Here is a 26,598-nt window from a genome sequence, read left to right on the forward strand (position 1 = left end):
AATTGATTACCTTCAAAAAAAGTGGTTATAATAAGAACGAATGTTCTTATTTGAAGGGTTCGAAGATGAGTAAAGCGTTTAGCAATTTATTAAAACATATCGATAAATTATCGCATACAGATAAAGAACGAGTTTTTCAATGGGTGAAACGCTATGTTGAACCTTCCTCAACTGTTGATGGTCGCTTAATCGATGAAATGCGGGAAGTACGTTATAAAGAAGGTTTTGAATGCCCTCATTGCACTTCAGAACACATTAATCGATTCGGTAAAGTTAATGGTCGTCAACGATATCGCTGCAAGGCTTGTCGTAAAACGTTTATGGATACTACAAATACAATTCTTTACCGCACTCGAAAAGGTAATGAATGGATTACTTTTGTTGAATGTATGTTTAAAGGGTATTCCTTGCGTTAATCAGCAGAAATTGTGGGCGTTACTTGGGTTACGTTATTTTATTGGAGACACAAGTTATTATCAGCTCTTAAACAAATGGATTTTGAGCAATTTGATGGTATCGTTGAAGTTGACGAGACTTATTTTTTGTATTCTCAAAAAGGACAACGTGGCATTAGCGAACGTAAACCACGTAAGCGAGGCGGTAAATCAACACTAAGAGGGATTAGCAAGGAACAAGTCTGTGTTCTAGTCGCTAGAGACCGAACAAAAGCGACTGTTTCAAAAGTAGCCTGTATGGGTCGTGTTGTGAAAACCAAAGTTGACGGTATGATTGGGTCTAAACTAACACCTAATAATGTACTTGTAACAGACGCTTGGAGAGCCTATAAAACGTACGCAAGTGAAAAAGGAATAGAACACTATCGCATTAAATCAGACGATGGAAAACACGTTATCAAAGGTTTATATCATATCCAAAATGTAAATGGACTCCATTCGCGTTTAAAACATTGGATAAATCGGTTTAATGGTGTCGCGTCTAAATACCTTGATAATTACCTAGCTTGGTTCTTATTTGTAGATAGCCATAGCAACGAAAGCACAAAACACAATATCAAAGAATTTCTTTTGACATCCTTTGTTTTTGAAATGACTGAAACTTATCGAAGTTTACGGTTATCGAAATTCAATTTTATTTGACTATTAGGGTAACTACATCAAAATAGAGTTCTGTCAAATTTTTGCGGATTTACAACGTTAAACAATAAAGTTTCCAAACGACGCTTTGTAACTTTAATTTTCAGCATTTTAATCCGGATTAATTATTATTTTCACAGGGTATTTTATATACTAAAACATACTAGAATCGAAGGTTTTTTGTTATCTATGTAGAATCTAATTACTATAATAAATTGCGGTAAAATTCATTTAGGCAAAGGGGTGTAAGAGTGGACCTATTACTTTGGATAACTATTGGTTTCATAATAATTGGATTTGTCGTTCTCATTTCTATGAAAAAAGGTATGGAAAGTAAGGTTGTTTTTATAAAAACAAATCCGGAAGACGAGGGGAATTCATCAAAATCTAAATCAGTAATTTGGTGGATATTGAGTGCCGCTGCTTGGGGGATAGTGAGTATGTTTCTTGTGGGTAGGTGTTTTCAGAATTACTTCGGATAACTGTTGGCTTCAAATGTACTTAAAAAAACTGATAGTATTACTGTAATGTCTATTCTTGAATAATAAATACTATATACATTATAAATTCAATAAACTTTCCCAAATGAAAGTTTGGACACACATTAAAAACCGTGAAACGCTGATTTTACAGCATTTCACGGTTTTTCTTCTGAACATTCGTTATGTAATATTTTATACAAATCTCATAAACCGTTGATGAAGCAGTATTTATGCTTGCTTAGCGTGTTCACTATCTGAAATAGTGTATATTCCTTACTATTGTAAAAGCATATCTGTTTATGATAATTCGAAATGAGGAGTCTCAACAAAATAGATACTCTATTTATGTTTAAATAACAACAGTTAAATTTAACAGAGCCTAATTGTAAAGCCTGCCCTTAGTTATTTAGAGATTATCCGAGATATGAAGAATCATTATCTATTACCACTCGTTGCGTACACGATGATTAAAGTTGTTACTATTTATGGGTGGATTGAGGAGAAGAAAGTTTGAATTGTTTACATGTACTTGGTTGTTAACTTTTACTAAACAGCTTCAGCGTAGGCTTGTTTTGAACCTTCGTAAGAGCGTGTCATTTATTTCTCCTCCAACCAACGTGCAACTTCTTTTGTATAATACGTAATAATTAAATCAGAGCCTGCACGCTTCATGTCTAATAATATTTCAAACATCAATTGTTATTAAAAACAGTATTCCAATCCTAATTATTTTCCAAACATAAAAGTCTTACTTCGAGATTAGGATGGATTTACTTTTTTCTAGTGTAAATATTTTGATTTTTTGAAAAAAACGTATTGAATTTTTTGGGAAAAGTGATAATATAATGAATGTAAACTAAGTCTAGTTATTTAGTAGGAATTAAAAGGAGGTTTGATAACTTGGAGGAGGAGCACTTATTAGAAATAAGAGATTTAACTGTAAGTTTTAAAATAGAAAATCTATTTTATCATGCAGTAGAAAACGCTAACTTAACAATCTCAAAAGGTGAAGTTTTAGCGATTGTAGGAGAGTCTGGAAGTGGGAAAAGTGCATTAGCCATGTCTATTTTGAATTTACACAACCGAGAAAAAACGGATATTAAAGGACAAATTATTTATGATAATGAGGATTTATCTAGTCTTGAAACAAAAAAGCTGAATAAGATTAGAGGTTCAGAGATTAGTATGATTTTTCAAGATCCTATGACAGCTTTAGACCCTTTGATGATAGTTGGTAAACAAATTGAAGAAACGATGTATTATCATCTTAAGTTGGATAAACAAGAAATGAAAAAACATACTTTAAACATATTAAATGACTTGGGATTTAATGATGTCGTAGAAGTTTATCATAAATTTCCTCATGAGCTATCAGGAGGTCAAAGACAACGAATTGTTATAGCTATTGCGGTAATTAACGAACCAAAGTTAATTATAGCCGATGAACCTACAACTGCTTTGGACACAACGATACAAATACAAGTACTAAAACTTCTGAAAGGTATTCAGAAAAAACAAAATAGTGGGATTCTAATTATTACTCACGATTTAGGAGTAGTAGCTGAAATTGCTGATCGAGTAGCTGTTATGTACGCAGGAGAAATAGTTGAAATCGCAGATGTACATACATTATTTGATAATGCTAGACATCCTTACACTAAATTATTATTACAATCAATGCCCCAGCAAAGCAAAAATAGCACACTTCATACGATTAAAGGTAACGTTCCATCATTGACAAATCGAGTACAGGTTGGGTGTCGCTTTAGCGAAAGAATTCCTGAATTTCGTGAATTAGTTCATGAAGATAACCCATCATTGCATCAAATAGCAGAGCATCATTGGGTGCGTTGCATTTGTTGGAAGAACTTTGAATTAGGGAGGGGAATTGATGAAGATCGTATTACGAGTACAAAATTTAAAAGTACACTATCAACAGAAGGGAAAGAAGTTACCTTTCAAAGCAGTTGATGGAATCTCTTTCGACTTAAAACAGGGTAAAACTATAGGTTTAATAGGTGAGTCAGGTAGTGGGAAAACTTCTACAGGTAAATCTATTACTGGGCTTATTGAAGGAGTAGATGGTGAAATTTGGCTTGGTGAAAAAGATTTAAATCAATTGAAGCAAAAGGATAGACGTTTGTACTTTCATGATATTCAAATGATTTTTCAAGATCCCTATAGTTCATTGAATCCTATGAAAAGAATTGTAGACATTGTAGGAGAACCTTTAACTAATCAAAAAAACTTATCGAAGGAAGAACGCATGAAAAAAATCATTCAAATCTTAGATGAACTGGGTTTGGGGGAAGATGATTTATGGAAATATCCTCATGAATTCTCAGGAGGACAAAGACAACGAATAGGTATAGCTCGCTCATTAATTGTAGAACCAAAGGTAATTGTTGCGGATGAGCCAGTGTCTGCTCTCGATTTATCTGTCCAAGCACAAGTATTGAATTTCTTAAAAAAAATACAAGCTAAGTATGATATTTCAATTTTATTTATTAGCCATGATTTAGGGGTTGTTAAACATTTCTGTGACGAAATTGCGATTATGTATAAAGGGCGTATTGTTGAAAAAGGAACGGTAGAAGATATTTTTCAAAACCCACAACATTTATATACAAAAAAACTGCTAACTTCTATTCCATTGGAGCATCCAAAAGATCGGCAAAAAATGAACCTATTACGAGAAGAAGTTGATGACAACTACATTCAAAAAATACATGAGCTAATGGATGATGAGGAATTGCCGTTACCACTTATACAGATTGCAAAGACTCACTATGCAGCTTTACCAAAATAGGAGGATAATTATGCGTAACTTTTTACTTAAGCGAGTTTCTCTAGGGATCATCCAACTCATTTTTCTCAGCATGATTATTTTTATTTTGGCTAAAATGATGCCTGGGGATGCTTTAACAGGGTTAATAGAAGAAAACCCAAATGTAACACCTGAGCAATTACACGAACTAAGAGAAAAGTTAGGATTATTGGATCCTTGGTACGTACAATATGCCAATTGGGTATATGGAATTTTTCAAGGGGATTTAGGAATTTCTTATCTACATAAAATTTCTGTAACAACAGTGATTGGGGAGAGAGCATTCAACACACTCTGGTTAGGGATTGCCATTATGGTGACATCTTACTTGATTGCTTTACCTCTAGGTTTACTAAGTGGTCGTTATCATCAAACTTTATGGGATCACACTATCACAGGGTATAGCTATTTGACTTATGCCATTCCATCTTTTGTTTTTGCCTTGTTTTTGCTATATATCTTTGGTTTTCAATTAGGCTGGTTTCCGTCCTCTGGAAGTGTTTCGACAGAGGTAGATCCTCATACATTTAATTATTATATTAATAAAATTCACCATTTAATATTACCAACCTTAACAGGTGCATTGTTACAAACTACAGCAACCATTCAATTGTTACGTAGTGAAGTTATAGACAATAAAACATCTGATTATGTTCGTTTTTTACAAGCAAAAGGTGTCCCTGAAAGTAAAATTTATCGTTTTCACATTTTAAGAAATGCCTTAATGCCAATTGTTGCTTTCTTAGGTTTATCACTTACAGGTATTTTAGCTGGAGATATTTTTATTGAGAAGATTTATAGCTACCCAGGGTTAGGAGAATTATTTGTTTCATCATTGAGTGGTCGAGATTTTTCTATTGTAACAGCTTTATTGATGATATCTGGAATTTTAGCTTTGATAGGTACATTTTTATCAGATGTGATGGTGCGTTTGGTAGATCCACGAGTCAAAATTGATCATTAAAATAGAAGGAGGAAAAGACAGATGACTGTATTATCTGCATCTCCCGTTCAAAATGGGCAATCCAAAAGCCACTCTAGTTTTACTTATTTTATAAAGGAGGTGATGAAAGATAAATTAGCCCATATTTCCAGTTGGTTTTTAATATTTTTTTTAATTGTAGTATATACCTCTTTTTTTTGGATTTCCGGTGAACAAGCATCGAATGTCGAATTAATGGCAACAAATGAAGCACCTTCTTCAGAGTATTGGCTAGGAACAGATATGTCAGGAAAAGATATTTTTGCTCAACTAATTGTAGGTGCAAGAAACTCTTTTACAATTGGGTTAGCTGTAACACTAATCTCAGCGTTTATAGGAATTCTTTTAGGAATAATGGCGGGATATTTCGGCAAATGGGTTGATTTAGCCATTATGCGTTTTATTGACTTTATGTATATTTTACCAGGTCTAATGATTATTATTGTCATTGTGACTATCAAGCCCGATTTTTCGATGTGGACATTTATATTAGTCATGGGAAGTTTTTTATGGGTATCAAAAGCCCGACTTATTCGTGCAAAAACATTAGTAGAGAGACAAAAGGATTATGTGAAAGCCTCCTATTTGGCGAGAACACCACATTGGAAAATCCTGTTATCACAAGTACTTCCAAACCTTTTATCCATCATTATTATTAATTTGACGCTTAGTTTGGCAGGCAATATAGGAATTGAAACAGGGTTAAGCTTTCTAGGATTTGGTTTACCAACAGATACACCGAGTTTAGGGAATTTAGTGAGTAATGCAACAAATCCAGAGATTATCCAGAATTCTTGGTGGATGTGGTTACCAGCTTGTTTATTAATTTTCGCTTTAATTTTAAGCATAAATTTTATAGGCCAAGCTTTGAAAAGAGCAACTAATGCTAGACAACGAGTATAATATTAGGAGTGTTATTAATGAGAAAAATAAAATGGTTCATGTTAACAATCGTACTAATATTAATGGTGGTGTTAACAGCTTGCGGAAAATCTGAGAAAAAGCAAGTGAATGTTAATACAGATGAGGATAATAAAAATATCCCACATGCTGTTAATACAAAAGAAGAAGCAATTAAAGGCGGCTCTTTAAAAATTGGGATTGGAACTGATACACCACTTTCAGGTATTTTTAATCCACTATTCGCACAATCAAATATTGACAGTGCTTTCAATTCTATTTTTTATCCAAAGCTTTTCAAAATCAATAATAATCGAGAAATAGAAAATGGCGGAGCTGCAGATGTTGAGTATTCAAGCGATTTAAAAAAAATAACAGTAAAGCTAAATAAAGATTTGAACTGGACAGATGGTGAAACTGTAACAGCAGACGATTATATTTTTGCTTATGAAGTTTTGGCTCATCCAGATTTTGAAACAGCTGCTTACACAACAAATATCGCTAAAATCAAAGGAATGCCAGCTTATCACGAAGGGAAAGCTAAAAAGATTGAGGGTTTGAAAAAAATAGATGATAAAACAGTTGAAATCTCATATACAGAATCAGATCCTAACGTGAAAACAGATTTACACGGTTTCCCATTGCAAAAATCAAAATTTAAAGACATTCCTGTCAATGAAATGGGAGCATCTGATCCAGTCCGTAAAAATCCAATTGGTTATGGTGCTTTTAAAATTGAAAAAATTGTACCCGGTGAAGCTGTGGTATATGTAAGAAATGATAATTATTTCGCTGGAAAACCAAATTTGGATAAAATTGAACAAATTATTGTGAATCCAAGTACTTCAAAAGAAATGCTTAAAAAAGGTGAATTGGATATCATTGGTTATGACTCAACTACTTATGATCCAAAAACGGTGCCATCAAATGTCAATATCGTAGCGTATCCAGAAGTGTCGCATTTTAATTTATCATTTAAGTTAGGTTATTTTGATAAAAATAAAAAAGAAAATGTAGCTGATAAAAACTTGAAAATGTCAGATCCTGCTTTACGCCAAGCTATCGGTTATGCTATGGATAATAAAACAGTGGGAGTGAAATTATTTAAAGGGTTAAGAATTCCAGCGAATTCATATATTGCACCTGGTTTTGGTGATTACTATGATAAAAATTTAGATGGGTTCACTTATGGCCCGAAAAAAGCTAATCAAATTTTAGATGAGGCGGGTTATAAGAAAGGGAACGATGGTTATCGCCTGACACCAGATGGTAAACCTTTAACAATTAATTTAGCTGCTAGTACAGGGTATGAAGCATTAGTTAAATTTTATATCCAGAATTGGGAAAAGATAGGGGTTAAAGTTGTCTTAAATGACGGTCGCTTAATGGATTTCAACAATTTTTATGATCGAGTAGAAGCTGATGACCCAGATATAGACATGTTTTTAACATACTTTGCAACAACTATTAACCCAGAATCTCGCTTTAGTAGAACGTCTGATGGTAACTACTCTCGTTACGTGAGTGCAGAAAATGATCAATTGATACAAGCAATTAATTCAGAGAAAGCGACAGATTCTAAATATCGACAGGAACAATTACACAAATATCAAGCTTTAATTAAAAATGATGCACCTGAAATCCCATTATTCTACACATATAGTTTAAAAGCAGTTAACAAACGAGTTAAAAATTACGATGTTTTCCAAAATGCACAAGCTTACTATAATTTAAGAGATTTAGCAGTTACTACTGATAAGAGAGAAAAAGCGAAATAATATAAAAAAGACAACCTACCAGTTGAACTAAAGGTTTTTTTACTCAGGTTTATCGTATGTGGTTTGATTTATCAAGATAACTGCACTTCCAAAGTTAGATGATGTCTAGTAATTGGGTGGTTATTAAACAAAATATTATCTTTTTAATTTATTATAAAGGTTATTGTAAAGCCTGCCCTTAGTTATTTAGATATTATCTGAGATTCGAAGAATACCACTCGTTGTGTACAATGTTCTAGGTGAGTACACGATGATTTAAGCTGATGCTATTTATGGGTGGACCGAAGAGAAGAAAGTTTTGCTTGAAGCATTATTAGGCATGAAATGTGCTGACTCTGATTTAATTATTACGTATTATGCAAAAGACGTTGCACGTTGCCTATGCTGAAGCTGTTAAAGCCAGGTGGTGTAAACAGCCAAGTACATATAAACAAATCTAAACTATTGCAAAAACAGATAACCATTTATGAACTACCACGTAAAAGTTAGACACCAATCTAACTTTTATGTGGTTTTTTTGGTGAAAGTAAGTGTTGAACAACGTATTCAAGCGGTTCTACAATACTTAAATGGAGATGAATCCATGATTGAAATTGGCGAAGATATCGGTGGTGTCATAAATCGAGTTGTCAGTGAATGGGTTCGCCGTTATCCAAAAAAGTATAGAGACTTTCTTAAAATTCAAAGTGGAAAATAATTATTCAGTAAAGGACACGCCATAAATAAAAGGTAGCGTATGATTCCCAGTTTTTCCATGGAGACGATATTTCTAAGATTTCATCTTTCGTAGGCTTTCGGTTCATATTACGTAATATTTTTATCGAATTAATAAGACCCACATCATCGATTGGAAAAGCTGTCTGGAACCTGAGGCAGCGCATTAGAACATAATTGGCTGTCCAAGGACCGATTCCGCGTATTTTGACTAAGTTTTTTTCAGCATCTTTAAAGTTCATTTTCATTAATTGTTCCCTCGATAATTCTCCACTTGCCATTAATCTGGCAATTCCAATGATATATTCACTTTTTTTTACCGTCATTTTAATATCTGCTAGGTCTGTAGGTGTTAACTGTGCAATTCGCTCGTACGGTGGGAACACCCAATACTTTTTACCATTCCATTCGATAGAATCGCCAAATCCTTCTACAAATTGCTTCTTTAAGGAGTATGCGAACGCTAAGTTAATTTGTTGCCCTAAAACTCCCCAACATAGAGCTTCAAATAAATCGGGAATGCCGACAACTCGCAATCCATAGAATTTTCGGGCAGGCATTTTAAGTAATGGGTCTGTTTTTGCCATTTCATAAAATGGCGTTAAATCGTTATCAAGATCAAACCATTCATGAATATACTTTACAATCTCTTCCCGTTTCCACTTTTCAATAGGTCTAGAATCATTTAGGAATTGAACAACCATTTGTTTATTATTGATTACGCTTACCTGTACTAAGGACCGAATTTCCCCAATGGCTATAACTTTTGTAATTATATCGGTCTCTATTTCATGCATGCATTCGTTTTTTTCCCTTGTCAGATAACCTAGGTTTGCATTCATGTCGAAATTTTCAGGTAATGTAATTACAATAACATCATTGACTTCATGCCATGTCACTTTTTCATTCTCCTCATCTTTTTACGATTTTCTACTGTAATTTTACTTTATCACATAATTATCTTTACTAATTTTGTTATCTTGCTATTACATTCTAAACACCTTATTTTTTTCTAATGATGAGGTTATAGTGTTAGTTATCCAGAATGCTAAATAGGAGTGGATAAAAATGGTCCAACATATAAAAGCACGTGTCGAGAGCTTAAATTGGGATTCAATTCAAAATGACTTAGATGAGCAAGGATTTGTTTTTCACGACTCTAAATAAAAATTAAACTTCAATATATTGCTATTCCATTCCTAGAATTGTACATTCTGAAATTATAGGGAGTATATTTTAATGAGAGGTGAGATAAATGCCGGATAGTATCAATAACGGACATAAAGAGAGCCATGATCATAGAATTTCGAATGATGTAGAAATGATACCAGATGATAAGTGGCAAGCAATTATAAATAATGATACAGCGTACAATAATCAATTTTTTTACGCTGTAAAGTCGACAGGGATATTCTGTAAACCATCCTGTAAATCTCGAGTTCCAAAAAAAGAAAATGTATGCATTTTTCCAAACGCAGAACAAGCTCTCCGGGCAAATTTTCGCCCTTGTAAACGTTGCAAACCTACTAATGAAAATTTACCTGATAGCGAGTGGGTTGATTTAATTACTGCATACATTGACAAAAATTTCACAGAAAAATTAACGCTAGAATCGTTAGCAAATATTTGTCATGGGAGTCCGTATCATATGCATCGAACATTTAAAAAGATTAAAGGCATTACGCCGGTTGAGTATATACAACAAGTAAGAGTACACGCGGCTAAAAAGTATTTGATTCAGACAAATAAAGCGATTGGAGATATCGCCATATGTGTGGGTATAGCTAACGCGCCTTATTTTATTACTTTATTTAAAAAGAAAACTGGACAGACACCAGCACAATTTCGTCAAATGAGTAAAATGGAGGAAAAGGACAATGGAAACAAAGAATAAACCAACTCTTTATTGGTCTTTACTAAAGTTTAGGGATTGGAATTTTTATATTGCTTCATCTTCAAAGGGGCTTGCGTTTGTAGGTTCACAGAACAAACCATTCGAGGAATTGTTCGAATGGGCTAAGAAACGTTTTCCAGGAAGTCTTCTTGTTGAAGATGATGAAAAGCTTGAACCCTATGTTGTTGAAATCACTCAGTACCTAGAAGGGAAGCGGAAAACCTTTACTGTTCCATTTGAGTACGTAGGTACGCATTTTCAGCTAGCAGTCTGGAATGTACTTTGTGAAATTCCTTATGGACAGACGAAATCCTATTCCGACATTGCAAATGATATAAAGAAACCAGCAGCTGTTCGTGCTGTAGGTGCGGCTATTGGGGCTAATCCAGTATTAATTACTGTACCGTGCCATCGTGTAATAGGGAAGAATGGCTCGTTAACTGGCTATCGGGGTGGATTAGAAATGAAGACACTTCTCCTGGATCTGGAAAAGCGAGCTTCATCTAGCAATGTGTAATTATTGCCGTACAATGAATGGAGGTTCCGTCATGAAAAGTGAATTATTCTATAAAAGTCCGAAAACCATTCTGAATAAAGGGACTGGCTTTCTTTCTGGCTATACGCATTCACTAAATCCATATACAGGCTGTTCATTTGGATGTTCCTATTGTTATGTACGCGAAATGCCTGTATCTCTTTTTCGAGAAGGGGAATGGGGAAATTGGGTCGATGTTAAAAAAGGAGCTGCGAATTTATTAAAAAAGGAGCTCCATCGCGCCAAAGCCAAAGGGAATGTAACCATTTTTATGTCATCAAGTACAGACCCGTATCAACCAATAGAGCATAAGGAAAAAGTGACGCGATCTTTACTAGAAGTTATGGTAGAAGATCCCCCTGACTTCCTATTAGTACAGACTAGAAGCCCACTTGTGCGTCGAGATATCGATTTGCTGCAACATTTTAAAGATAAAGTTCGGGTAAGTATGACAGCAGAGACCGATAGGGAAGATATTCGCAAGCATTTTGCGCCCTATGCTCCCCCTATTCCAGCAAGGCTTAAAACACTCCAACTGCTTGCTGAATCCGGTATTCCTGCACAGATTGCCATCGCACCCGTATTACCAAGTAGCGAGCGATTTGCAGAAATATTGCGTCCCTTGGTTAACCGAGTATGTATTGACGATTATTTTATGGGGGACGGTAGTGGTGGTAAACGAACACACAAGATGGGCTTACAAGCTTTATATAGAAATCTGAAAATGGAAGAATGGTATCATCCATCGGTCTATCAAATGGTTTATAAACGAATGCGGCAGTATTTTTCGGAAGATGAACTTTTCATTAGCCAGAAGGGTTTCGAACCCTAGCGCTATTAATTTTAGTTTACATAATGTAAATTAAAAGTTTCTGTAAAATAATCACCTGTGTCATTAAATTCAGAGTAGTGGTGAGCTACACAAAAAGCTTACCTTCACCTTTAATAAATAAAATTCTTTCCCAGTTATTCATATTAAGCTCCTTTATTACTTCATTCTATAAAGAAATTGAGAAACCTTTAGGAATCTAGTTTACTCACAAATAGCTAACTTTTTATAAAATAAATGATCTTCAACAAATATTAAATACTAAACAGATCTAATTTCATTAAAATAAAGGTGTTTTGGGATTTTTGTCCAATATAGTATATTCGGTGTTAGAAAAATGTCTATTAGTAAGTGCTTCCAATTCGAGAGCGGGGTATGTAAATGACGGATAAGAAGACAAGAGATCTTTATTTTTTTTTTTTCACTTATGTTTGAAAAAAAGCGTTTGATCGTGACAGGTATTTTGTTAATGATCATCGCAACTTTTATTGATTTATTATCTCCTTTAGTCATGAAGCAAATAATTGACTCAGCAATTTCTGAAAAGAATTTCAAAGCATTGTTTATTTTTATAGCAATTTTAACTATTTTACCTATTCTTTCAACAATTTTTAGAACTGTACGAATGATACTAAATGTTAAAATCGGTGGGAATGTAACCGAAAAATTAAGAACGATGGCGTTTGAGAAAGCATTTACACTATCATCAATAAACTTAAATCAGTTGAAAATTGGAGATATAGTAGACCGTGTGATGCCGCACTTCGGGTATGATAGGTGAAGTTTATATAGCGAATGAATTACTCAACGGTATTACAAGCCTATTCATGTTATAGGAATGACTATATTTATGACCACAATTAGTTTGAAATTAACTTTAATCGCATTTTTAGTTGTTCCGCTAGTATTTATCATAACTTATATTTTAGGGAAAATATCAGAAACTAAAACAAAGAGTTTTATAGAATATACAAATAATGAAATGACTTTTTTTACGGAACTAATTAGTGGCATAAAAAATGTTCAAATCTTCTCCCAACAAAAAAGTGAATTGAAAAACGTAAAGAGTTTGTTGAAAAAACATAAAGAAATACATTTAAATACGAGTATATATCGAAAATCATATTCAGATATATTCAATCAACTGGTAAAGTCATTGGCATTAGGAATAGTATTTGCTGTTGGCGCTTGGGATATTAGTAATAACCAGTTAACTATTGGGTCACTTGTTGCTTTCACAGTATATGTACCTCAGCTATACACTTTAGTAAATGAAATACAAACTGCTTATATGGGCACTACTAATATTAGACCTATAATAAAGCAATTAAATACATTTTTAGATATTCATGAACCCATAATTGAAATTCCAAATGCAATTCCTTTAAAAGCCGTCAGGGGAGAACTAGAGTTTCAAAATGTGTCGTTTACATATGAAAATAATCGTGCTGGTTTAGAAAATGTCTCTTTTAAAGTACAGCCCGGAGAAATTATAGGAATAGTTGGAGGTTCAGGAGGAGGTAAAACAACAATATTAGAATTAATCATGCGTTTTTATGACCCAACTAAAGGGACAGTAAGTATTGATGGGGTCAGTATTTCAAAATATAATCTTATTGATTTTAGAAATGCTATAGGATTACTGTTAGATGAACCGACATCTGCATTAGATGCACATACTGAATTTTCACTTCAACATAAAATGGAGGAAGTATTTAAAGGTAAAACAATCATTTTAGTAGCACACAGACTATCTACTATTCGGAATGCGTCCAAAATTTTAGTGTTAGATAATGGGGAAATAATTGAATACGGCACTCCACTAGAACTGATAAAGAATAAGGGAGCTTATTTTAGTCTTTTATCAAAACAAGTTTCATCAAACTAACTCTTAGGATAGAGCAAGTTTCAAACTAATTCAATTACGGATGCTGCTTTAGCACTTCTAGTTACTTCATTAATCATTGAAATACCCAAAATACCCTTTTAAAGTGAGGAACATACAAGTAAATCTAAAATTTACGCATAATCATTGAAAAGTAGATTTTCATTAAAGTGAATACAAGGCATAAAATACAAAGATAAGGATAATGAGTTACTATTAAAGAAGCTGAAATGGGGTTTAATATGAGACCAGTTATCGGTATTTCTTCAAGCTTAAAAGAACAGATACTTTCACTTCCAACTGATAATATCAATGCTATTTCGAAATTTGGTGGTTTACCAATAGTACTTCCTAATTATGAGGAAATTGAAATTGATTTAATTGTTGAACTGATTGATGGATTACTGTTGACGGGTGGAGGAGATATTGACCCAACACTTTTCGGAGAAGAACCGCATCAAAAGCTAGGATCTATAACACCTGAGAGGGACGCATTTGAGATAGCTATCGTTAAGAAAATGTTGCTTCAGAATAAACCGATTTTAGGAATTTGTCGAGGAGCACAAATTCTAAATATAGCTGTTGGTGGAGATATGTTTCAGGATATTTACTCACAAACTGAAACGGAGCTCTTACAACATCAACAACAAGCTCCTCGTTGGCATGCTTCCCATTATGTTAATGTAAAGGAAAATACTTTACTAAGAACAATTACTCAAACAGAATCGTTAAAAGTGAATAGTTTTCATCATCAAGCAAATAGAAAGATACCCGATGGATTTGAAGTTTCAGCAGTAGCAAGCGATGGTGTTATTGAAGCTTTCGAGAGCAAAAATCACCACTTCGTCATGGGCATTCAGTGGCATCCAGAGTGTATGTTGTTAAATAATGATGAGGTTTCAGCAGAATTAATGAATGCGTTTATTAATGCTTGTAAAAAATAATATGTACAAAGCGACTGTATTTTATTTAAACAGTCGTTTTTTATTTGAGAAATAACGCATTTTTGTGATCAGAACTCCAGTGATTGCGGTATTGTTTTTTTATACGGACAAATATGCTAAAGAGAATTATTTTAGATTCATGAATCCTTTTTTAATGGGAAAACTATCGTAAGTCCAAAAAAGGAGGTATCTTAGTTTGAGTCAACGGCTTCGATTCATGCTTTACTTAAGTACATTTTTCTTTGTTTTTTCAACTGCTGTTTCAGCTGCTGAAGAACCAACAAGGGAGCAAATTTTAGAACAGCGCATGGAATACTATATAAAATATTCAAACGACACTTTACCATGGTATTACTTAGCTGCTGTTGATCAATATGAAAGGAATATTGAACAAGTACGTAATGACATATCTAAAAGAGAAGGTGTACTTGCCATTCAATTTGCAGATGATTTTTGGACAGGGATACTTAATCCTAAAAAGGATGATACAAACTTAAAATCCATTGTTTTCTTTAATGGGAATGGTGCTGATGGAAATCATGATGGCGTAGCAGATTGCCAAAATGATGATGACGTAATGTACACACTTGCTGAATATATAAGTGTACATGGGACTGATGAAAAAGGCTTCAAACATGCTTTAAAGGAATATTATAAAGTCGATGATACAGTAAAACAAATTATTACAAATGCAAAAATTTATGAGAAATTTAAAACGTTGAATCTAGATAAGCGAGCTTTCCCACTATCCATTAAACATGATTACAGTTATAGAAGTACTTGGGGAGCCTCAAGAGGTTGGGGTGGACGCAGGATACATGAAGGCACTGACTTATTTGCATCTTATGGTGTTCCTGTAAAATCTGCTACATATGGCCTTGTTGAGGTTATGGGATGGAACGAATTTGGTGGCTGGCGAATTGGTATACGCGATAATAATAATACGTATCATTATTATGCCCATTTATCCAGTTATGAAAAAGGGATAAAAGTGGGAGATGTTGTTGAGCCAGGAACGGTAGTTGGTTATGTGGGAAGCTCTGGATACGGAAAGAAAGGAACTTCAGGTAAATTCCCTCCGCATTTACACTACGGCATGTATAAATACAACGGAAGAAATGAATGGGCATTTGATCCGTTTCCTTCACTAAGACTTTGGGAACAAGCTGAAAAAGGAACAAAAAAAATATAGAAGGAAGGTGCCGAATTATGGAGGAATTTGTAACTCCATAATCTGGTGCCTTTTTTAATGTGTATATATTTTACATCTTAAAGTTTTTTGTATTATATACATAATTTGGGTGATGGGTTATTATTAAAACAATATATATAAAGAGGTGATCTTCATGAGTCAAGATTGTTTTATTTGTTGTAAACATAGGGGAGAGATTCTTACTGCTGGGACTACTATTTACGAGGATGACCTAGTTTATGTAGGGCATATTGATAGGGGGACAAATCCAACTTATCTTGGTCATATAATGATTGATTTAAAGAGACATGTACCTGGAATTGGGGATATGACTGTTGATGAAGCGAAGGCATTTGGTTTAATCATGGCCAGAGTTAGTAAGGCGCTAACAGAAGTTCAAGGAGCAGAACACGTCTATTCGATGGTTTCAGGAAACTCTGTATCACATTTACATATGCATGTCGTCCCACGTTATCCGAATACACCAAAGAACTACTGGAGTCCAATGGAGTTAAGCGAATGGGCGGAGGCACCTAAAGGTACAGGTGATGAAATAACAGATGTTTGTCTACGCATTAAACAATTTTTAGAGGATAAGCATTATGGCTAATCTTGAACACGAGGAAATAATCTGGGTAGGAAGCCAAAAAAACTATGTTGACGAACCAAATATTGAAAAAGTTAATAATATAATAGTTGGAAGATTTGGTGGCAACTCAACTGCAGGGCAATATAAAAACGAAGATGGTTGCTTGATTTGGCTAAATGACCAAGAAAACTGGGAGTTTGTCATGATTTTAGACGCTCATAACTCAGCTGAGAGTGCAGAGTTAGTTTTAAAACAGTTTGAGCAAGAAAAGTCTCGTATTTTCGATGTATTAAATTCACCAGTAAGTATCGCTTTTCAAGAGATGGATACACTCATTCTAGAAATATTTCAGCAACCTAATTTTTTATCAGATTGTCGAAAAGTACAAGGGGAAACTGCCTGCCTTATTGTTATTCGTAAAGACAAATTTCTTTGGTGGTTCTCGGTAGGTGATTGCATCTTACATTTGTTTAATAGAGAGCTGCTTGGAATGGGAGAAAGTCAGTTAAATCAGCGAAGTTTCTATGAATGGGTTGGGCAAGTTAATACATTCGATTTAGATGTGCCTTGTTATAGTACGGGTAAAAAAGAACTGAGACAAGGCGTCAATCATTTATTTCTAACAACTGATGGATTAACTGAATGCCCAAGAGTAGATTTTCAAGATCCACAAATGATAAACAAGGAATTTGAAAATACATCAATTGAAGCAGGGGTATGGCACTTGTTAAAAGAAATAGAGCAACATCAAGTAAGGGATAGTACAACTATTATTACTTGGAAAGTTGAGGTTCACAAGAAAGCTAGCCTACCAAGCAATATGATTAATTAGACCGTATTAAAAATTCATTGCCTAGTTTTGTTCAAATAAGGGATTTGGAAAGTAAGAGTTAGATTGAAGACTAGAATACAAAATAATACTCGATACCTTTATCAACTAAAAAATGTAAAAATATCAGTAAATAAGAAGGAGGGTTTCATCAAAATACCAAAGTAAAAATAAAGAAATTAAAGGAGGATAAATTATGAGTCAAGTTTGTGTTATCAGCATCTATGTACCTAATATCGAAGACGCAATTAATTTTTACACCACTGTTTTAGGATTTGAAGTAAACAAACAATATGGACCAACGATTGTAACACTCGTTCATGGTGATTTGCCAATTGTTTTAGAGGAATCAGAAAAATCTACATACAGTTCTGATAGCGATACTACAGGAGTTGTTTTAGCGTTAAAAACAGAAGACATTAATCAAACTGTTAAGTTGTTAAAAGAACACGATGTTAACTTCATAGTAGATGAGCCAAGTGACTGCCCTCCAGGAAAATTTATTAGCTTCCGAGACCCTTTTGGGAATGTCTTAGAGTATTTGCAATTTGATTGAACGTGAAAATAAAAAACTTATAATTCTTTAGAGTATAATACTAGCGATATTTGATATTCCTCAAGAAAAAGAGAACTGATTCTACTCCATAGTAGGGCCAATTCTCTTTTTAATTTCCGAAAAAAATCAAATCTAATATAGACTAAATTATAATTCAATCTTCATTTCTATATTCTAAAATATCTCCTGGTTGGCAGTCCAAAGCTTTACAAATACCCTCTAAAGTGGAAAATCTGATAGCTTTTGCTTTGCCATTTTTAAGAATAGAAAGATTAGCCATCGTTATGCCAACTCTCTCTGAAAGTTCTGTCACACTCATTTTCCTTTTTGCCAACAATACATCTATGTTGATTATAATGGCCATTTATTTCACCTCAAACTGTTAAATCATTCTCCGATTTTAGATTTATCGCACTTTTAAGTAACTCTTGAAGTACTGCCGTAAAAAGTGAAATAATAAGCGTTGCAAAAATAATTACAAAACCAATAACTGCAATTCCCGGATGTAAAGCATTCTGAGAAACAAGGAAGATAATACCGATTACGTATATGGCTGCTATTGTTAATGCGCAAGTTTTAATATTTCTTAACGATTCAACAGCTAAATTTGAAAAGGCATTCTCACTTTCAATATAATTTATAAGCTGTATCGCTTGATATAAAGCAAGGAAAAAAGGTACGGCAGTAATGTACAAACCTATAAGAACAGGAAGTCTAAGATAAGCGTATTCTGGATTCATCTCTACAGTATACGTTGCCAGGTTTGGCAACATAAATATGGACAGCGCAAGAATAATAAAACCAATACTAAGAATTGTCACCTTTAAACCAATTTTTGTTCCTCTTTTCATAAAGCACCTCACTCTTTGATTGTTATCTATATAATACGACTAAATTTATCGATTATCAATAAATATTTATTAAATATCAATGTTTTTTGAGGGAAGGGCATACAATACGCTAGTTTACTAAATAACCACTTTATTGCATCAATCGCACCATTTTGAATATATTAAGCGGAGTTGGTATACTATAGCTTTAATATCAGATCATTGCGAAATAAGTCATGCACTAATTGATGGTGATTTAATTATAAAAATAGTAAAAATATATTGCGGATTAAAATTTACTTTTTAATTTTAGCTCAATAATTATTAATACCTGTTACACTAAAGTAAATGAATTAATTTATAAGTTTATATATATAGATATAATTAGTGACTATATACATATAAGTTTTTGATATTATTAGTTAATTTAGTTGAAAAAGTATAAAAAGCTCTAGATTCCATTAACATATTATATTGCCAATTATTAGAATTAATGATATATTTCATGAGGATAATAGGTAAACTATTAAAAATCGGGAATGCAAAAAATATGAGTCTAAAGTAATGTTGTTGTAACAACAAAGTTGCTCAAGAGATGCTAGATTAGTCACTATTCTAGTTTTTTATTTTGCCTATTTCGTTCAGGAATAGGTTTTTTCGTTATTAAGGATATATAAGAAAAAGGGGTGGAAATTACTCAATATGCGTTATTTTAAAAACTTTTCTTTAAAGAATAAGTTGTTACTAACAGTTTCTATCATTGTTTTAACACTTTTCACGGTTATAACGATACAAAGTATTACCCAATTACATACTCAATTAGAGAATAATCTCGAGCAAGAATTAAAAAGTGTCGGCTTATTAACATCAAAAAGCCTGGTGCCGAATGATGTGGAGAAATTATTCACTGTACATGGAAATAAGGATCAACAGTTTATGAGCATGCAAAAAACCTTGGATAATATAAAAGATAAACAAGGTGTTATGTATTGGAGCTACATATGGAAGATGGAACCAGAAGGTGTTACTACAATCGGCTATACGGAAAATTTAGAAGAAGTGTATAATGCCGGGGAATTATTTACTGATATCGCACCTATTCATTTGAAGACTGCAAAACTTGCTATTAAAAATGACCAATCAGAAGTAACGGAAATATTTGAAGACTCGTTTGGAACATGGAGAACGGTTTTTAGCCCATTGAAAGATGAAAACGGAAAAATAATTGCAGTAATAGGTATCGATTATTCCGCAGATTATATTCAGACAATTATTACCAAAAGTGTGACCAAACAAATAATTACTGCAATCATCGGGCTTGTCGTTTTACTTTTAGTACTATATTTCACGATTGATCGTCTTCTTAAACCATTAAATAAAGCAGTTACTGTTGCAGATCAAGTTGCAAATGGTGAAAAATAATCAGGGATATCGACTATTATTCTAGAAAGAAATAAAAAAAGACCTTTGTTAGCATCTAAATTCCAGTGCTCAACAAAGATCTTTATTCAATTTCAGCATTTCACCCAGCTAAGTCCAGTCGTACCTTCACCAGCATGTACTCCAACACATGCACTAAGAGGTAGGACTAACACTTTAAGTTTGGGAAATTCTTGTAATAATTCTTCTTGCCATATTTGAGCATCTAGATCATTGTTACAGTTAATAACTGCAACTTCAGAAATATCGGCTTTCTTCATATCATTGCGGAGTAAATCTGTCACATACTTTTTAGCTCTTTTATCAGCTCGGACCTTTTCCTTCATAACCACTTTCCCATTGTCAAATGAAATAATTACTTTTATATTTAATAAATTACTTAAGAAAGCTTTAGTACCTGATACACGACCACTTTTATGCAGTTGATCTAAGCTAGATGGAATGAAAGATAACTCAGCGTTTTCTGTCATTTTTTCAATATGAGCAACAGCTTCTTCTACGTCGTGACCCGCATCGACCATTGTAATTCCCTCTTTGAGCATTTTCCCCATTGGATATGAGCCAATTTTCGAGTCAATTGAGTACACTTTAAAATTTGCTAATTGTGCAGCAGTTTGTGAGCTTTGGTATGTTCCAGATAAATCACTAGAAGTATGCACGGCAACTGCGCAGTCATAGCCTTCAGCCTTTAATTGTTTGTAAAGCTCGACCATTTCGCCGATAGCTGGTTGAGATGTTTTTGGATGTACTTTAGCAGAGCGCAGTTTGTCATAAAATTCATCATGTGTCATATCGACTGTTTCTCTGAAAGCGCCTTCAGAGAAAACTATATTTAAAGGTAAAACATGAACATTATATTTTTCTATGAATGTCTCGTTTAGCAGTGCAGCAGTATCAGTTACCCAAGCAATCCTCTTAGTCATTGTAAAATTTTCCCCTTTAGATGTAATGTAATGGCGTATACGTTCGCAAGAAAAGGTGGAACAAACCATCTATTAACTTTAATGTACAATAGGTTTCGAACAAGTTGATAGTGATAGATGTCATATTAAGTCGAAATTTCGGGGATTGTGACATAATTTGAACATAAATGATGAAAGAAATGTGCTATATACTAGAGTTATCTAGCAGTTAAGTAGGGAGAGATTTATGTTGATAAGTTTATTTGTAGAAGCGGTTAATGAACTCGAGGCCAGAGCGGTTACTAACAAATTTCTAGAAAAGTTACAGACAAATATTATACATTCCAAGGTGGAAAAAGTAGAAGCTTATTGGAAAATAGAAGGTATTTATGTCGTAGATTTGATGATAATATGGCAAAAGCATGTTACTAGAGATGGATTAGAAGAAATGCTATCACACGTTGCAGATAAATGGATCGATTCAGGTGATAGTTTGTTAGCATCAAAAAACGATGAGGAATGTACATATTTATTAGAGGGTATCGAATTGGTCAATATCTATTTTAGACAAGAGAACTAATTAATAGAATGAATATTTTTTATTAATACTATAGCAAATACGGATTGTGCATATTTAACTTCTTTCAGTAGAAGTCTCCCACCTCTATAGGTGGTGAGATGAATGCCGATTCCGGACGCAATTATGCCGAGGCATAATTGATTTGCATTATCCGTATTTTATTTTGTAGGAAAAGTATTGGATATCTGTTTTCAGAAGGTGTCAAAGACTATTGAATGAACTTCTCTCAATTAATTGCTAGTTGTCTATGGGATCACTATATTAAACGGTTCAAGAAAGTAATGTATGGAAAAAGTTTTAGGACTATTTAGATATTGAATACATCATATAATATGTATATTATAAAAATAACTGTAATTAAAGGAATTTTATTACTGTATTTAAGGGCATGAAAGTACAAGACTTTCTCTTAGAAAAAGACTGTAAAAGATATATGTTAGTAGAGCATGAAGGATTCCCAGTAATGCCTGTCCTGAAATATTGTTATCTTCGGTTAGGTGTTAGGAACGACTGAATATGACAGTGCAATCCATTTGTTATACCAATAAAAATAGTGATAAGAGAGGGGAAAATGATGGGGGAATTATTTAGTAAACATTTTACACTTGAGAAAATCAGTCAAAATGTCTATGCAGCAATCGCTAAGGAAGGTAGTGGTTCAGTAGCTAATGCAGGTTTTGTTGACTTAGGAGATAAATTAATTGTATTTGATACTTTTAACACACAACAGGCATCAGAGGATTTAAAAAATATTGCTGAGAGAATAACAAATCAACCAACAGCATGGGTTATTAATAGTCATTGGCATGGTGACCATATACGAGGTAACCAAACATTTAAGGAAAGTAAAATTATATCTAGTGAAGTTACATATTCAAAAATGAAAGAGAATCATCCTTCAAGAATTAGTAAACAAAAAAACGATATACAAGGGTTATCAAATTACATCGAATCATTACAAGACTCATTAAACAAAAATAATGACAGCAAATTAAAAGACCAGATAAACTTCTTGAGTGAGTTAGAAAAGTCATTACCGACTTTAGAACTGGTATTACCGAACCAAACTTTCAAAAGGGAACTGACATTCATTGGAACAAAATTTAGTGCAAAACTTTTCTCCTTAGGTGGAGGACATTCTTTTTGTGATGCGATTTTATATATCCCAGAGGAAAAAGTGATATTTACGGGTGATTTATTATTTGTAAATTGTCATCCAACATTTTTCGAAGAATCTAATCCTGATAAATGGGTTGAGATCTTGAGAAAGGTTGAACTTTTAAATTTTGACGTGGCGATTTCAGGGCATGGTTCATTAGGGTTGAAGGAGGACTTTTCTAAACTGATTAATTATATAAATGAGTTAAATAAAGTAGTAACAGAAAAGGATAACATAGAAGATATTGAAATACCTTCTATGTACAGCGATTGGAGTTCACCTGAGGTTTACCATCAAAATTTAAAAGTTCTTAGGGAATCAAGTATTTGACCTAATTAATTTCTGCGTACATTAAGGTAGAATGGTTATTCAAGTAAACCCGCTAATAGAAATGCATCTCTTATTGCATTAACGGGGGCTTTAGTTTAATAAAAATGAAAGACTTTGAAGAAGAAAATATATAGGAAACGTTAAATACATTTGAGGTCAATAAACTAATCTAGAATTCATTATTTCAACAGGTTTCGGGAAAGAATCTACAATTCTCTCTCTTTTCCTTCAGCTTGAATTTTCACCTTTACTGCACTGGTTGTCATAATATCTACGGTATAATTAATTGAAGTTAGATCAATGATTTCATTAATTTGAAAAATTCGACTTTCTTTTGGAGCGAGTGTAATTGTATGCGCTTTATTTGTATTCATTAATGTTTCTACCAATTTCCTTTCAATTTGCATACCATTTTCATAAAAGGATACTTGGAATGTCACAGCTTTATTACTATGATTTTGAAGGCCAACCTGACACATGCCTTGAAGGTATTCAGTATAATCATCTCTAGTAAACTCACAATTTGTTTGATTTTCATCATATGAAATAGCATCGATACCCGATGCGAAGGTTATCTGATACAAATAAATAATAAGTGAAGGTAGAATTGAAAAAGCGATAAAAGCACTAGCAACGGCAATGAAACGAAATTTTTTTAGAGCGACAAATAAAAAAATAAAACTAACAATCAATAAGGCAACACTAATAATTCCGACTTGGCTAAAGCCTTCAGCCGTATTTATCGGAATATTGAGAGCCACCATTTTCATATTTGCACGTGGATTATTTGGAAATGGCCACGATAAAATTATAGAAACTATAAAAAATACGAACCCTATGTATAAATATTTTCTAGAACGAATCATGTTTTCTCCCCCTTAATATCTTGACTCTAGTTTTAGAACAATCAAACAAAACCCATTTATCTATCTTATACATACATAACATAAATATTCCGAAATTCATTTTAATCATAAATAAATTATTAAACATCCAGTTAATACAAAAAGAACTATAAATGATTTAACTTAAGATATTAAATTTTAAAGGAGATAAGAATTAAAGTTGTAGGGGGTGAACACATTGAACAGGGCTCTTCCTAAGAAAATACATATAATTGGTTCAGTAGGAAGCGGCAAAACAACTTTGGCAAAAGAGCTTTCTGCTAAATTGGCGATTCCTTATAATGAGCTAGACAATGTAGTTTGGAATAGGTGCAAAACAGGTGATATTAGAAGAACGGTTGAAGAGCGAGAAGGGTTATTAAATGCAATTATAAAGTCTGATGCATGGATTATTGAAGGCGTACATACTCAGGCATGGGTTGTTAATAGTATCAAACATGCTGAAATAATCATTTTTTTAGATACAAATTATAAGGTGAGAACATATCGAATTATTAAAAGGTTCATCTTACAAAAGCTGAAAATGGAACGATCTCATTACACACCAACCTTTGGAATATTTTTGAAGATGATTAAGTGGAATAGATATTTTGAAGAGGTCGAGAAACCAAATCTTTTTATTCAATATGAAGATTATAGGGAAAAGTTTTTGGTTGTATCAAATAAGGAAGAACTCAATTGTTTATTCGAGTTAGATAAAAAAGATGAATAGTAATTTTAGAAGATAGATAATTTGAAAATACAGGTTGGATTTTTATTGTAAAGCAAATAAAAAGAAACGATTCTGAACAAAAATTAATCAGAATGGTTTCTTCACATAGAGCTACTAATTTAGATTTTTTAAATAGTTTTTGACATCGTTATATTCGTAATTTCATAGCCTAACTTTTCATATAATCCACGTGGAACTTTATTGTGACCAAAAACATGTAGTCCAATTTTGTTAATTCCTAAATCTTTCGCGACAATTTCTGTTTCCTTCATGGATGAAATGCTAAGATATAAAACACCCTGTCTTCTTTGCTGAATATTTCAGCTTTAAGACAGGGTGTTTTGTGATTATTATTGTGTAGGCATAAATGCGACTTGCCAAATTCCGTCTTTATTTCGTATCATTTGAAAGCCTGTTTCTTCGTTCGGATTAACATATGTAGGGAAAGATAAATACCCGCTATCACCATCTTTATGTAAATGCCATTTTCCTTTCTGAATATTATTAAACGAATAGGCTTCAAACAATTTGCGTTCAGTTCTTGTTAACTTTGGTTGTACTGTCTTTGCATCCTTTAAATGTTCTTCTAAAGTCCATTGTATGTGTCCTTTTCGATCAGTGTAAAATGCATATTCTAGTTTTGGAATGTTATCAATCCTCGCCCAAACGTACATCTTCGCAATACTGATGGGTTGTAACCCTTTTAGGTGCTTTTGGTTAAAGTCTGCTTTGAATGCTTTGTAAATCTTTTCTTCTTTCTTGTTTAATGTGAATTGTACTTTAGCATTTTCATAGCCCAAAACAATAGAATCAATTTCATTTACCTTTAAAATCGTTTTTTCTGCGTACTCTCTGTTATCAGGTAAGACAAAAATCTCATTCTCTTTTAACGTAAACAATTTTAGTGTGTAGTGCAGTTTTTCTGTTGCGTTAGGAAGTTCTTCAGGAGAATTTTGTAAAGAGTAGATATTCTTTAATTCTTCTTCAGTTTTCGCACCTCGTACTTGAGAAGAGCCATAAAAAGTTTGTAGCTTTTGTTCGTTAATGAATACTGTACCATCTTTTATTTCAACGGTATCGCCAGGAAGTCCAATGATTCTAGATAAATGGTCCATTTGATTTTTATCTGAATAATAAATAACTTGTCCACGTTTTATTTGCCCCTTTTTGCTTGTAACAGGTTCCATCACAAGGGGGGCTATGACGTAATCATACCTACCACGATCCATTGCGAAATCACGAAGGTACATACTTTTTAACGCCTTATCAGTATTTTCTATGATGGGGATGTCAGGTGTATCTATCTGTTGATCATATGAGATTGAGACACCGTGATTTTCCGTTGTGTTTCCTTTTGGGAAAGGGGTGTCTTTCGGTAGAATGAATAGTACAAGTATGATTGCAAGTATAGAAAAAGAGGCTAGAGCAACAGGAAGCTGCCATTTTAAGCGAGACTTCTTTTCTTTATGTTCACCCGATTTATTGTGTGATTGGTTAGGCCTTTGAACTTCATCGTTTTGCTTTTCATTAAAATGATCCACGTAATTAAACCTCCGAGTTTTTAGATGTAAAGTTGATCGTGTTAAGCTGGTAAGCTATATTGCACAAGGCGATCATTTCGAAACAGTAGGAAAATATTAATAAACTCTCTTTCTAGTATTCTTATGTACTATTTCATTAGACGCATTCTTTTAGGTATTTGTTCCATAA

The 26,598-nt window shown here is 33.3% G+C and carries 26 protein-coding genes and 6 pseudogenes; 24 read left to right on the forward strand and 8 right to left on the reverse strand.

Annotation, left to right across the window (positions count from 1 at the left end):
• Positions 1-65 precede the first annotated feature (65 nt).
• The 3 genes and pseudogenes from ACZLO7_RS10315 to ACZLO7_RS10325 form a co-directional block, all read left to right on the forward strand.
• Positions 66-1,097, forward strand: a pseudogene (locus ACZLO7_RS10315) (IS1595 family transposase).
• A 248-nt stretch (positions 1,098-1,345) separates the two neighbouring features.
• Positions 1,346-1,576, forward strand: a complete 231-nt coding sequence (locus ACZLO7_RS10320) for a hypothetical protein (RefSeq protein WP_427489715.1) — start codon at positions 1,346-1,348, stop codon at positions 1,574-1,576.
• Positions 1,577-1,955: 379 nt separating this feature from the next.
• A pseudogene (locus tag ACZLO7_RS10325) lies at positions 1,956-2,087 on the forward strand (porphobilinogen synthase); the annotation flags it as partial.
• Between the two features lie 86 nt (positions 2,088-2,173).
• Here the strand turns inward: ACZLO7_RS10325 and ACZLO7_RS10330 are convergent.
• Positions 2,174-2,263 (reverse strand): annotated as a pseudogene (locus tag ACZLO7_RS10330) (porphobilinogen synthase); the annotation flags it as partial.
• Between the two features lie 213 nt (positions 2,264-2,476).
• On the opposite strand from ACZLO7_RS10330, the gene ACZLO7_RS10335 reads away from it, so the two are divergent.
• From ACZLO7_RS10335 to ACZLO7_RS10365, 7 genes and pseudogenes are all read left to right on the forward strand, one after another.
• Positions 2,477-3,547 carry an ABC transporter ATP-binding protein gene (locus ACZLO7_RS10335; protein WP_464940684.1) on the forward strand — a complete coding sequence of 357 codons (1,071 nt, stop codon included), beginning with the start codon at positions 2,477-2,479 and terminating at the stop codon, positions 3,545-3,547.
• Positions 3,468-4,385 (forward strand): ATP-binding cassette domain-containing protein, encoded by a 918-nt coding sequence (locus ACZLO7_RS10340; protein WP_464940685.1) that lies wholly within the window; start codon positions 3,468-3,470, stop codon positions 4,383-4,385. The genes ACZLO7_RS10335 and ACZLO7_RS10340 overlap by 80 nt, the downstream gene beginning before the upstream one ends.
• A gap of 10 nt (positions 4,386-4,395) precedes the next feature.
• Positions 4,396-5,367, forward strand: a complete 972-nt coding sequence (locus ACZLO7_RS10345; protein ID WP_464940686.1) for an ABC transporter permease — start codon at positions 4,396-4,398, stop codon at positions 5,365-5,367.
• 21 nt (positions 5,368-5,388) lie between these two features.
• On the forward strand, positions 5,389-6,288 hold the full coding sequence (locus tag ACZLO7_RS10350) for an ABC transporter permease (RefSeq protein ID WP_464940687.1): 900 nt from the start codon (positions 5,389-5,391) through the stop codon (positions 6,286-6,288).
• Positions 6,289-6,305: 17 nt separating this feature from the next.
• The gene (locus tag ACZLO7_RS10355; protein ID WP_464940688.1) at positions 6,306-8,063 is read left to right on the forward strand and encodes an ABC transporter substrate-binding protein; all 1,758 of its coding nucleotides are present in this window, start codon (positions 6,306-6,308) and stop codon (positions 8,061-8,063) included.
• 159 nt (positions 8,064-8,222) lie between these two features.
• A pseudogene (locus ACZLO7_RS10360) lies at positions 8,223-8,451 on the forward strand (porphobilinogen synthase); the annotation flags it as partial.
• 129 nt (positions 8,452-8,580) lie between these two features.
• A complete protein-coding gene (locus ACZLO7_RS10365; RefSeq protein ID WP_464940689.1) occupies positions 8,581-8,760 on the forward strand; it encodes a hypothetical protein in 180 nt (59 codons plus the stop codon).
• Between the two features lie 4 nt (positions 8,761-8,764).
• Here the strand turns inward: ACZLO7_RS10365 and alkA are convergent, their stop codons facing one another.
• Positions 8,765-9,676: a DNA-3-methyladenine glycosidase II gene (gene alkA, locus ACZLO7_RS10370; protein WP_464940690.1), complete on the reverse strand. Its 912-nt coding sequence runs from the start codon at positions 9,674-9,676 to the stop codon at positions 8,765-8,767.
• A 356-nt stretch (positions 9,677-10,032) separates the two neighbouring features.
• Between alkA and ACZLO7_RS10375 the strand changes: the two genes are divergently transcribed.
• From ACZLO7_RS10375 to ACZLO7_RS10420, 10 genes and pseudogenes are all read left to right on the forward strand, one after another.
• On the forward strand, positions 10,033-10,671 hold the full coding sequence (locus ACZLO7_RS10375; RefSeq protein ID WP_464940691.1) for a bifunctional transcriptional activator/DNA repair enzyme AdaA: 639 nt from the start codon (positions 10,033-10,035) through the stop codon (positions 10,669-10,671).
• Positions 10,655-11,188 (forward strand): methylated-DNA--[protein]-cysteine S-methyltransferase, encoded by a 534-nt coding sequence (adaB, locus tag ACZLO7_RS10380; protein ID WP_464940692.1) that lies wholly within the window; start codon positions 10,655-10,657, stop codon positions 11,186-11,188. The genes ACZLO7_RS10375 and adaB overlap by 17 nt, the downstream gene beginning before the upstream one ends.
• Before the next feature lie 31 nt (positions 11,189-11,219).
• Complete coding sequence (locus ACZLO7_RS10385) at positions 11,220-12,038, forward strand: SPL family radical SAM protein (RefSeq protein ID WP_464940693.1); 819 nt, start codon at positions 11,220-11,222, stop codon at positions 12,036-12,038.
• Positions 12,039-12,486: 448 nt separating this feature from the next.
• Positions 12,487-13,287, forward strand: a pseudogene (locus ACZLO7_RS10390) (ABC transporter transmembrane domain-containing protein); the annotation flags it as partial.
• 39 nt (positions 13,288-13,326) lie between these two features.
• On the forward strand, positions 13,327-13,923 hold the full coding sequence (locus ACZLO7_RS10395; protein ID WP_464940723.1) for an ATP-binding cassette domain-containing protein: 597 nt from the start codon (positions 13,327-13,329) through the stop codon (positions 13,921-13,923).
• A 239-nt stretch (positions 13,924-14,162) separates the two neighbouring features.
• Positions 14,163-14,864 carry a gamma-glutamyl-gamma-aminobutyrate hydrolase family protein gene (locus tag ACZLO7_RS10400; protein WP_464940694.1) on the forward strand — a complete coding sequence of 234 codons (702 nt, stop codon included), beginning with the start codon at positions 14,163-14,165 and terminating at the stop codon, positions 14,862-14,864.
• Positions 14,865-15,060: 196 nt separating this feature from the next.
• Positions 15,061-16,056: a M23 family metallopeptidase gene (locus ACZLO7_RS10405; RefSeq protein WP_464940695.1), complete on the forward strand. Its 996-nt coding sequence runs from the start codon at positions 15,061-15,063 to the stop codon at positions 16,054-16,056.
• A gap of 154 nt (positions 16,057-16,210) precedes the next feature.
• On the forward strand, positions 16,211-16,666 hold the full coding sequence (locus ACZLO7_RS10410; protein WP_464940696.1) for an HIT family protein: 456 nt from the start codon (positions 16,211-16,213) through the stop codon (positions 16,664-16,666).
• Positions 16,659-17,477, forward strand: a complete 819-nt coding sequence (locus ACZLO7_RS10415) for a PP2C family serine/threonine-protein phosphatase (RefSeq protein ID WP_464940697.1) — start codon at positions 16,659-16,661, stop codon at positions 17,475-17,477. The genes ACZLO7_RS10410 and ACZLO7_RS10415 overlap by 8 nt, the downstream gene beginning before the upstream one ends.
• Positions 17,478-17,670: 193 nt before the next feature.
• Positions 17,671-18,030 (forward strand): VOC family protein, encoded by a 360-nt coding sequence (locus tag ACZLO7_RS10420; RefSeq protein WP_464940698.1) that lies wholly within the window; start codon positions 17,671-17,673, stop codon positions 18,028-18,030.
• A gap of 154 nt (positions 18,031-18,184) precedes the next feature.
• Here the strand turns inward: ACZLO7_RS10420 and ACZLO7_RS10425 are convergent, their stop codons facing one another.
• Both ACZLO7_RS10425 and ACZLO7_RS10430 read right to left on the reverse strand, forming a co-directional pair.
• A complete protein-coding gene (locus tag ACZLO7_RS10425; RefSeq protein WP_427779409.1) occupies positions 18,185-18,394 on the reverse strand; it encodes a helix-turn-helix domain-containing protein in 210 nt (69 codons plus the stop codon).
• Between the two features lie 10 nt (positions 18,395-18,404).
• Entirely contained in the window at positions 18,405-18,881 is a 477-nt protein-coding gene (locus ACZLO7_RS10430) for a DUF2975 domain-containing protein (protein WP_464940699.1), read from the reverse strand.
• A gap of 681 nt (positions 18,882-19,562) precedes the next feature.
• Between ACZLO7_RS10430 and ACZLO7_RS10435 the strand changes: the two genes are divergently transcribed.
• Complete coding sequence (locus ACZLO7_RS10435; RefSeq protein WP_464940700.1) at positions 19,563-20,282, forward strand: hypothetical protein; 720 nt, start codon at positions 19,563-19,565, stop codon at positions 20,280-20,282.
• 92 nt (positions 20,283-20,374) lie between these two features.
• Here the strand turns inward: ACZLO7_RS10435 and fakB are convergent, their stop codons facing one another.
• Positions 20,375-21,223: a fatty acid kinase binding subunit FakB gene (fakB, locus tag ACZLO7_RS10440; RefSeq protein WP_464940701.1), complete on the reverse strand. Its 849-nt coding sequence runs from the start codon at positions 21,221-21,223 to the stop codon at positions 20,375-20,377.
• A 226-nt stretch (positions 21,224-21,449) separates the two neighbouring features.
• Here fakB and ACZLO7_RS10445 point away from each other — a divergent pair, with 226 nt between their 5' ends.
• Both ACZLO7_RS10445 and ACZLO7_RS10450 read left to right on the forward strand, forming a co-directional pair.
• Complete coding sequence (locus tag ACZLO7_RS10445) at positions 21,450-21,782, forward strand: hypothetical protein (protein ID WP_464940702.1); 333 nt, start codon at positions 21,450-21,452, stop codon at positions 21,780-21,782.
• A 571-nt stretch (positions 21,783-22,353) separates the two neighbouring features.
• Positions 22,354-23,271 (forward strand): MBL fold metallo-hydrolase, encoded by a 918-nt coding sequence (locus ACZLO7_RS10450; RefSeq protein ID WP_464940703.1) that lies wholly within the window; start codon positions 22,354-22,356, stop codon positions 23,269-23,271.
• 206 nt (positions 23,272-23,477) lie between these two features.
• Here ACZLO7_RS10450 and ACZLO7_RS10455 read toward each other — a convergent pair whose 3' ends face one another.
• Positions 23,478-24,137: a putative periplasmic lipoprotein gene (locus ACZLO7_RS10455; protein WP_464940704.1), complete on the reverse strand. Its 660-nt coding sequence runs from the start codon at positions 24,135-24,137 to the stop codon at positions 23,478-23,480.
• A 217-nt stretch (positions 24,138-24,354) separates the two neighbouring features.
• On the opposite strand from ACZLO7_RS10455, the gene ACZLO7_RS10460 reads away from it, so the two are divergent.
• The gene (locus tag ACZLO7_RS10460; protein WP_464940705.1) at positions 24,355-24,888 is read left to right on the forward strand and encodes a P-loop NTPase family protein; all 534 of its coding nucleotides are present in this window, start codon (positions 24,355-24,357) and stop codon (positions 24,886-24,888) included.
• A 128-nt stretch (positions 24,889-25,016) separates the two neighbouring features.
• On the opposite strand, the pseudogene ACZLO7_RS10465 reads toward ACZLO7_RS10460, so the two are convergent.
• Both ACZLO7_RS10465 and lepB read right to left on the reverse strand, forming a co-directional pair.
• Positions 25,017-25,205, reverse strand: a pseudogene (locus ACZLO7_RS10465) (N-acetyltransferase); the annotation flags it as partial.
• A gap of 33 nt (positions 25,206-25,238) precedes the next feature.
• A complete protein-coding gene (lepB, locus tag ACZLO7_RS10470) occupies positions 25,239-26,429 on the reverse strand; it encodes a signal peptidase I (protein ID WP_464940706.1) in 1,191 nt (396 codons plus the stop codon).
• Positions 26,430-26,598: the final 169 nt, after the last annotated feature.

The organism is Viridibacillus sp. d25.2 (assembly GCF_055456015.2).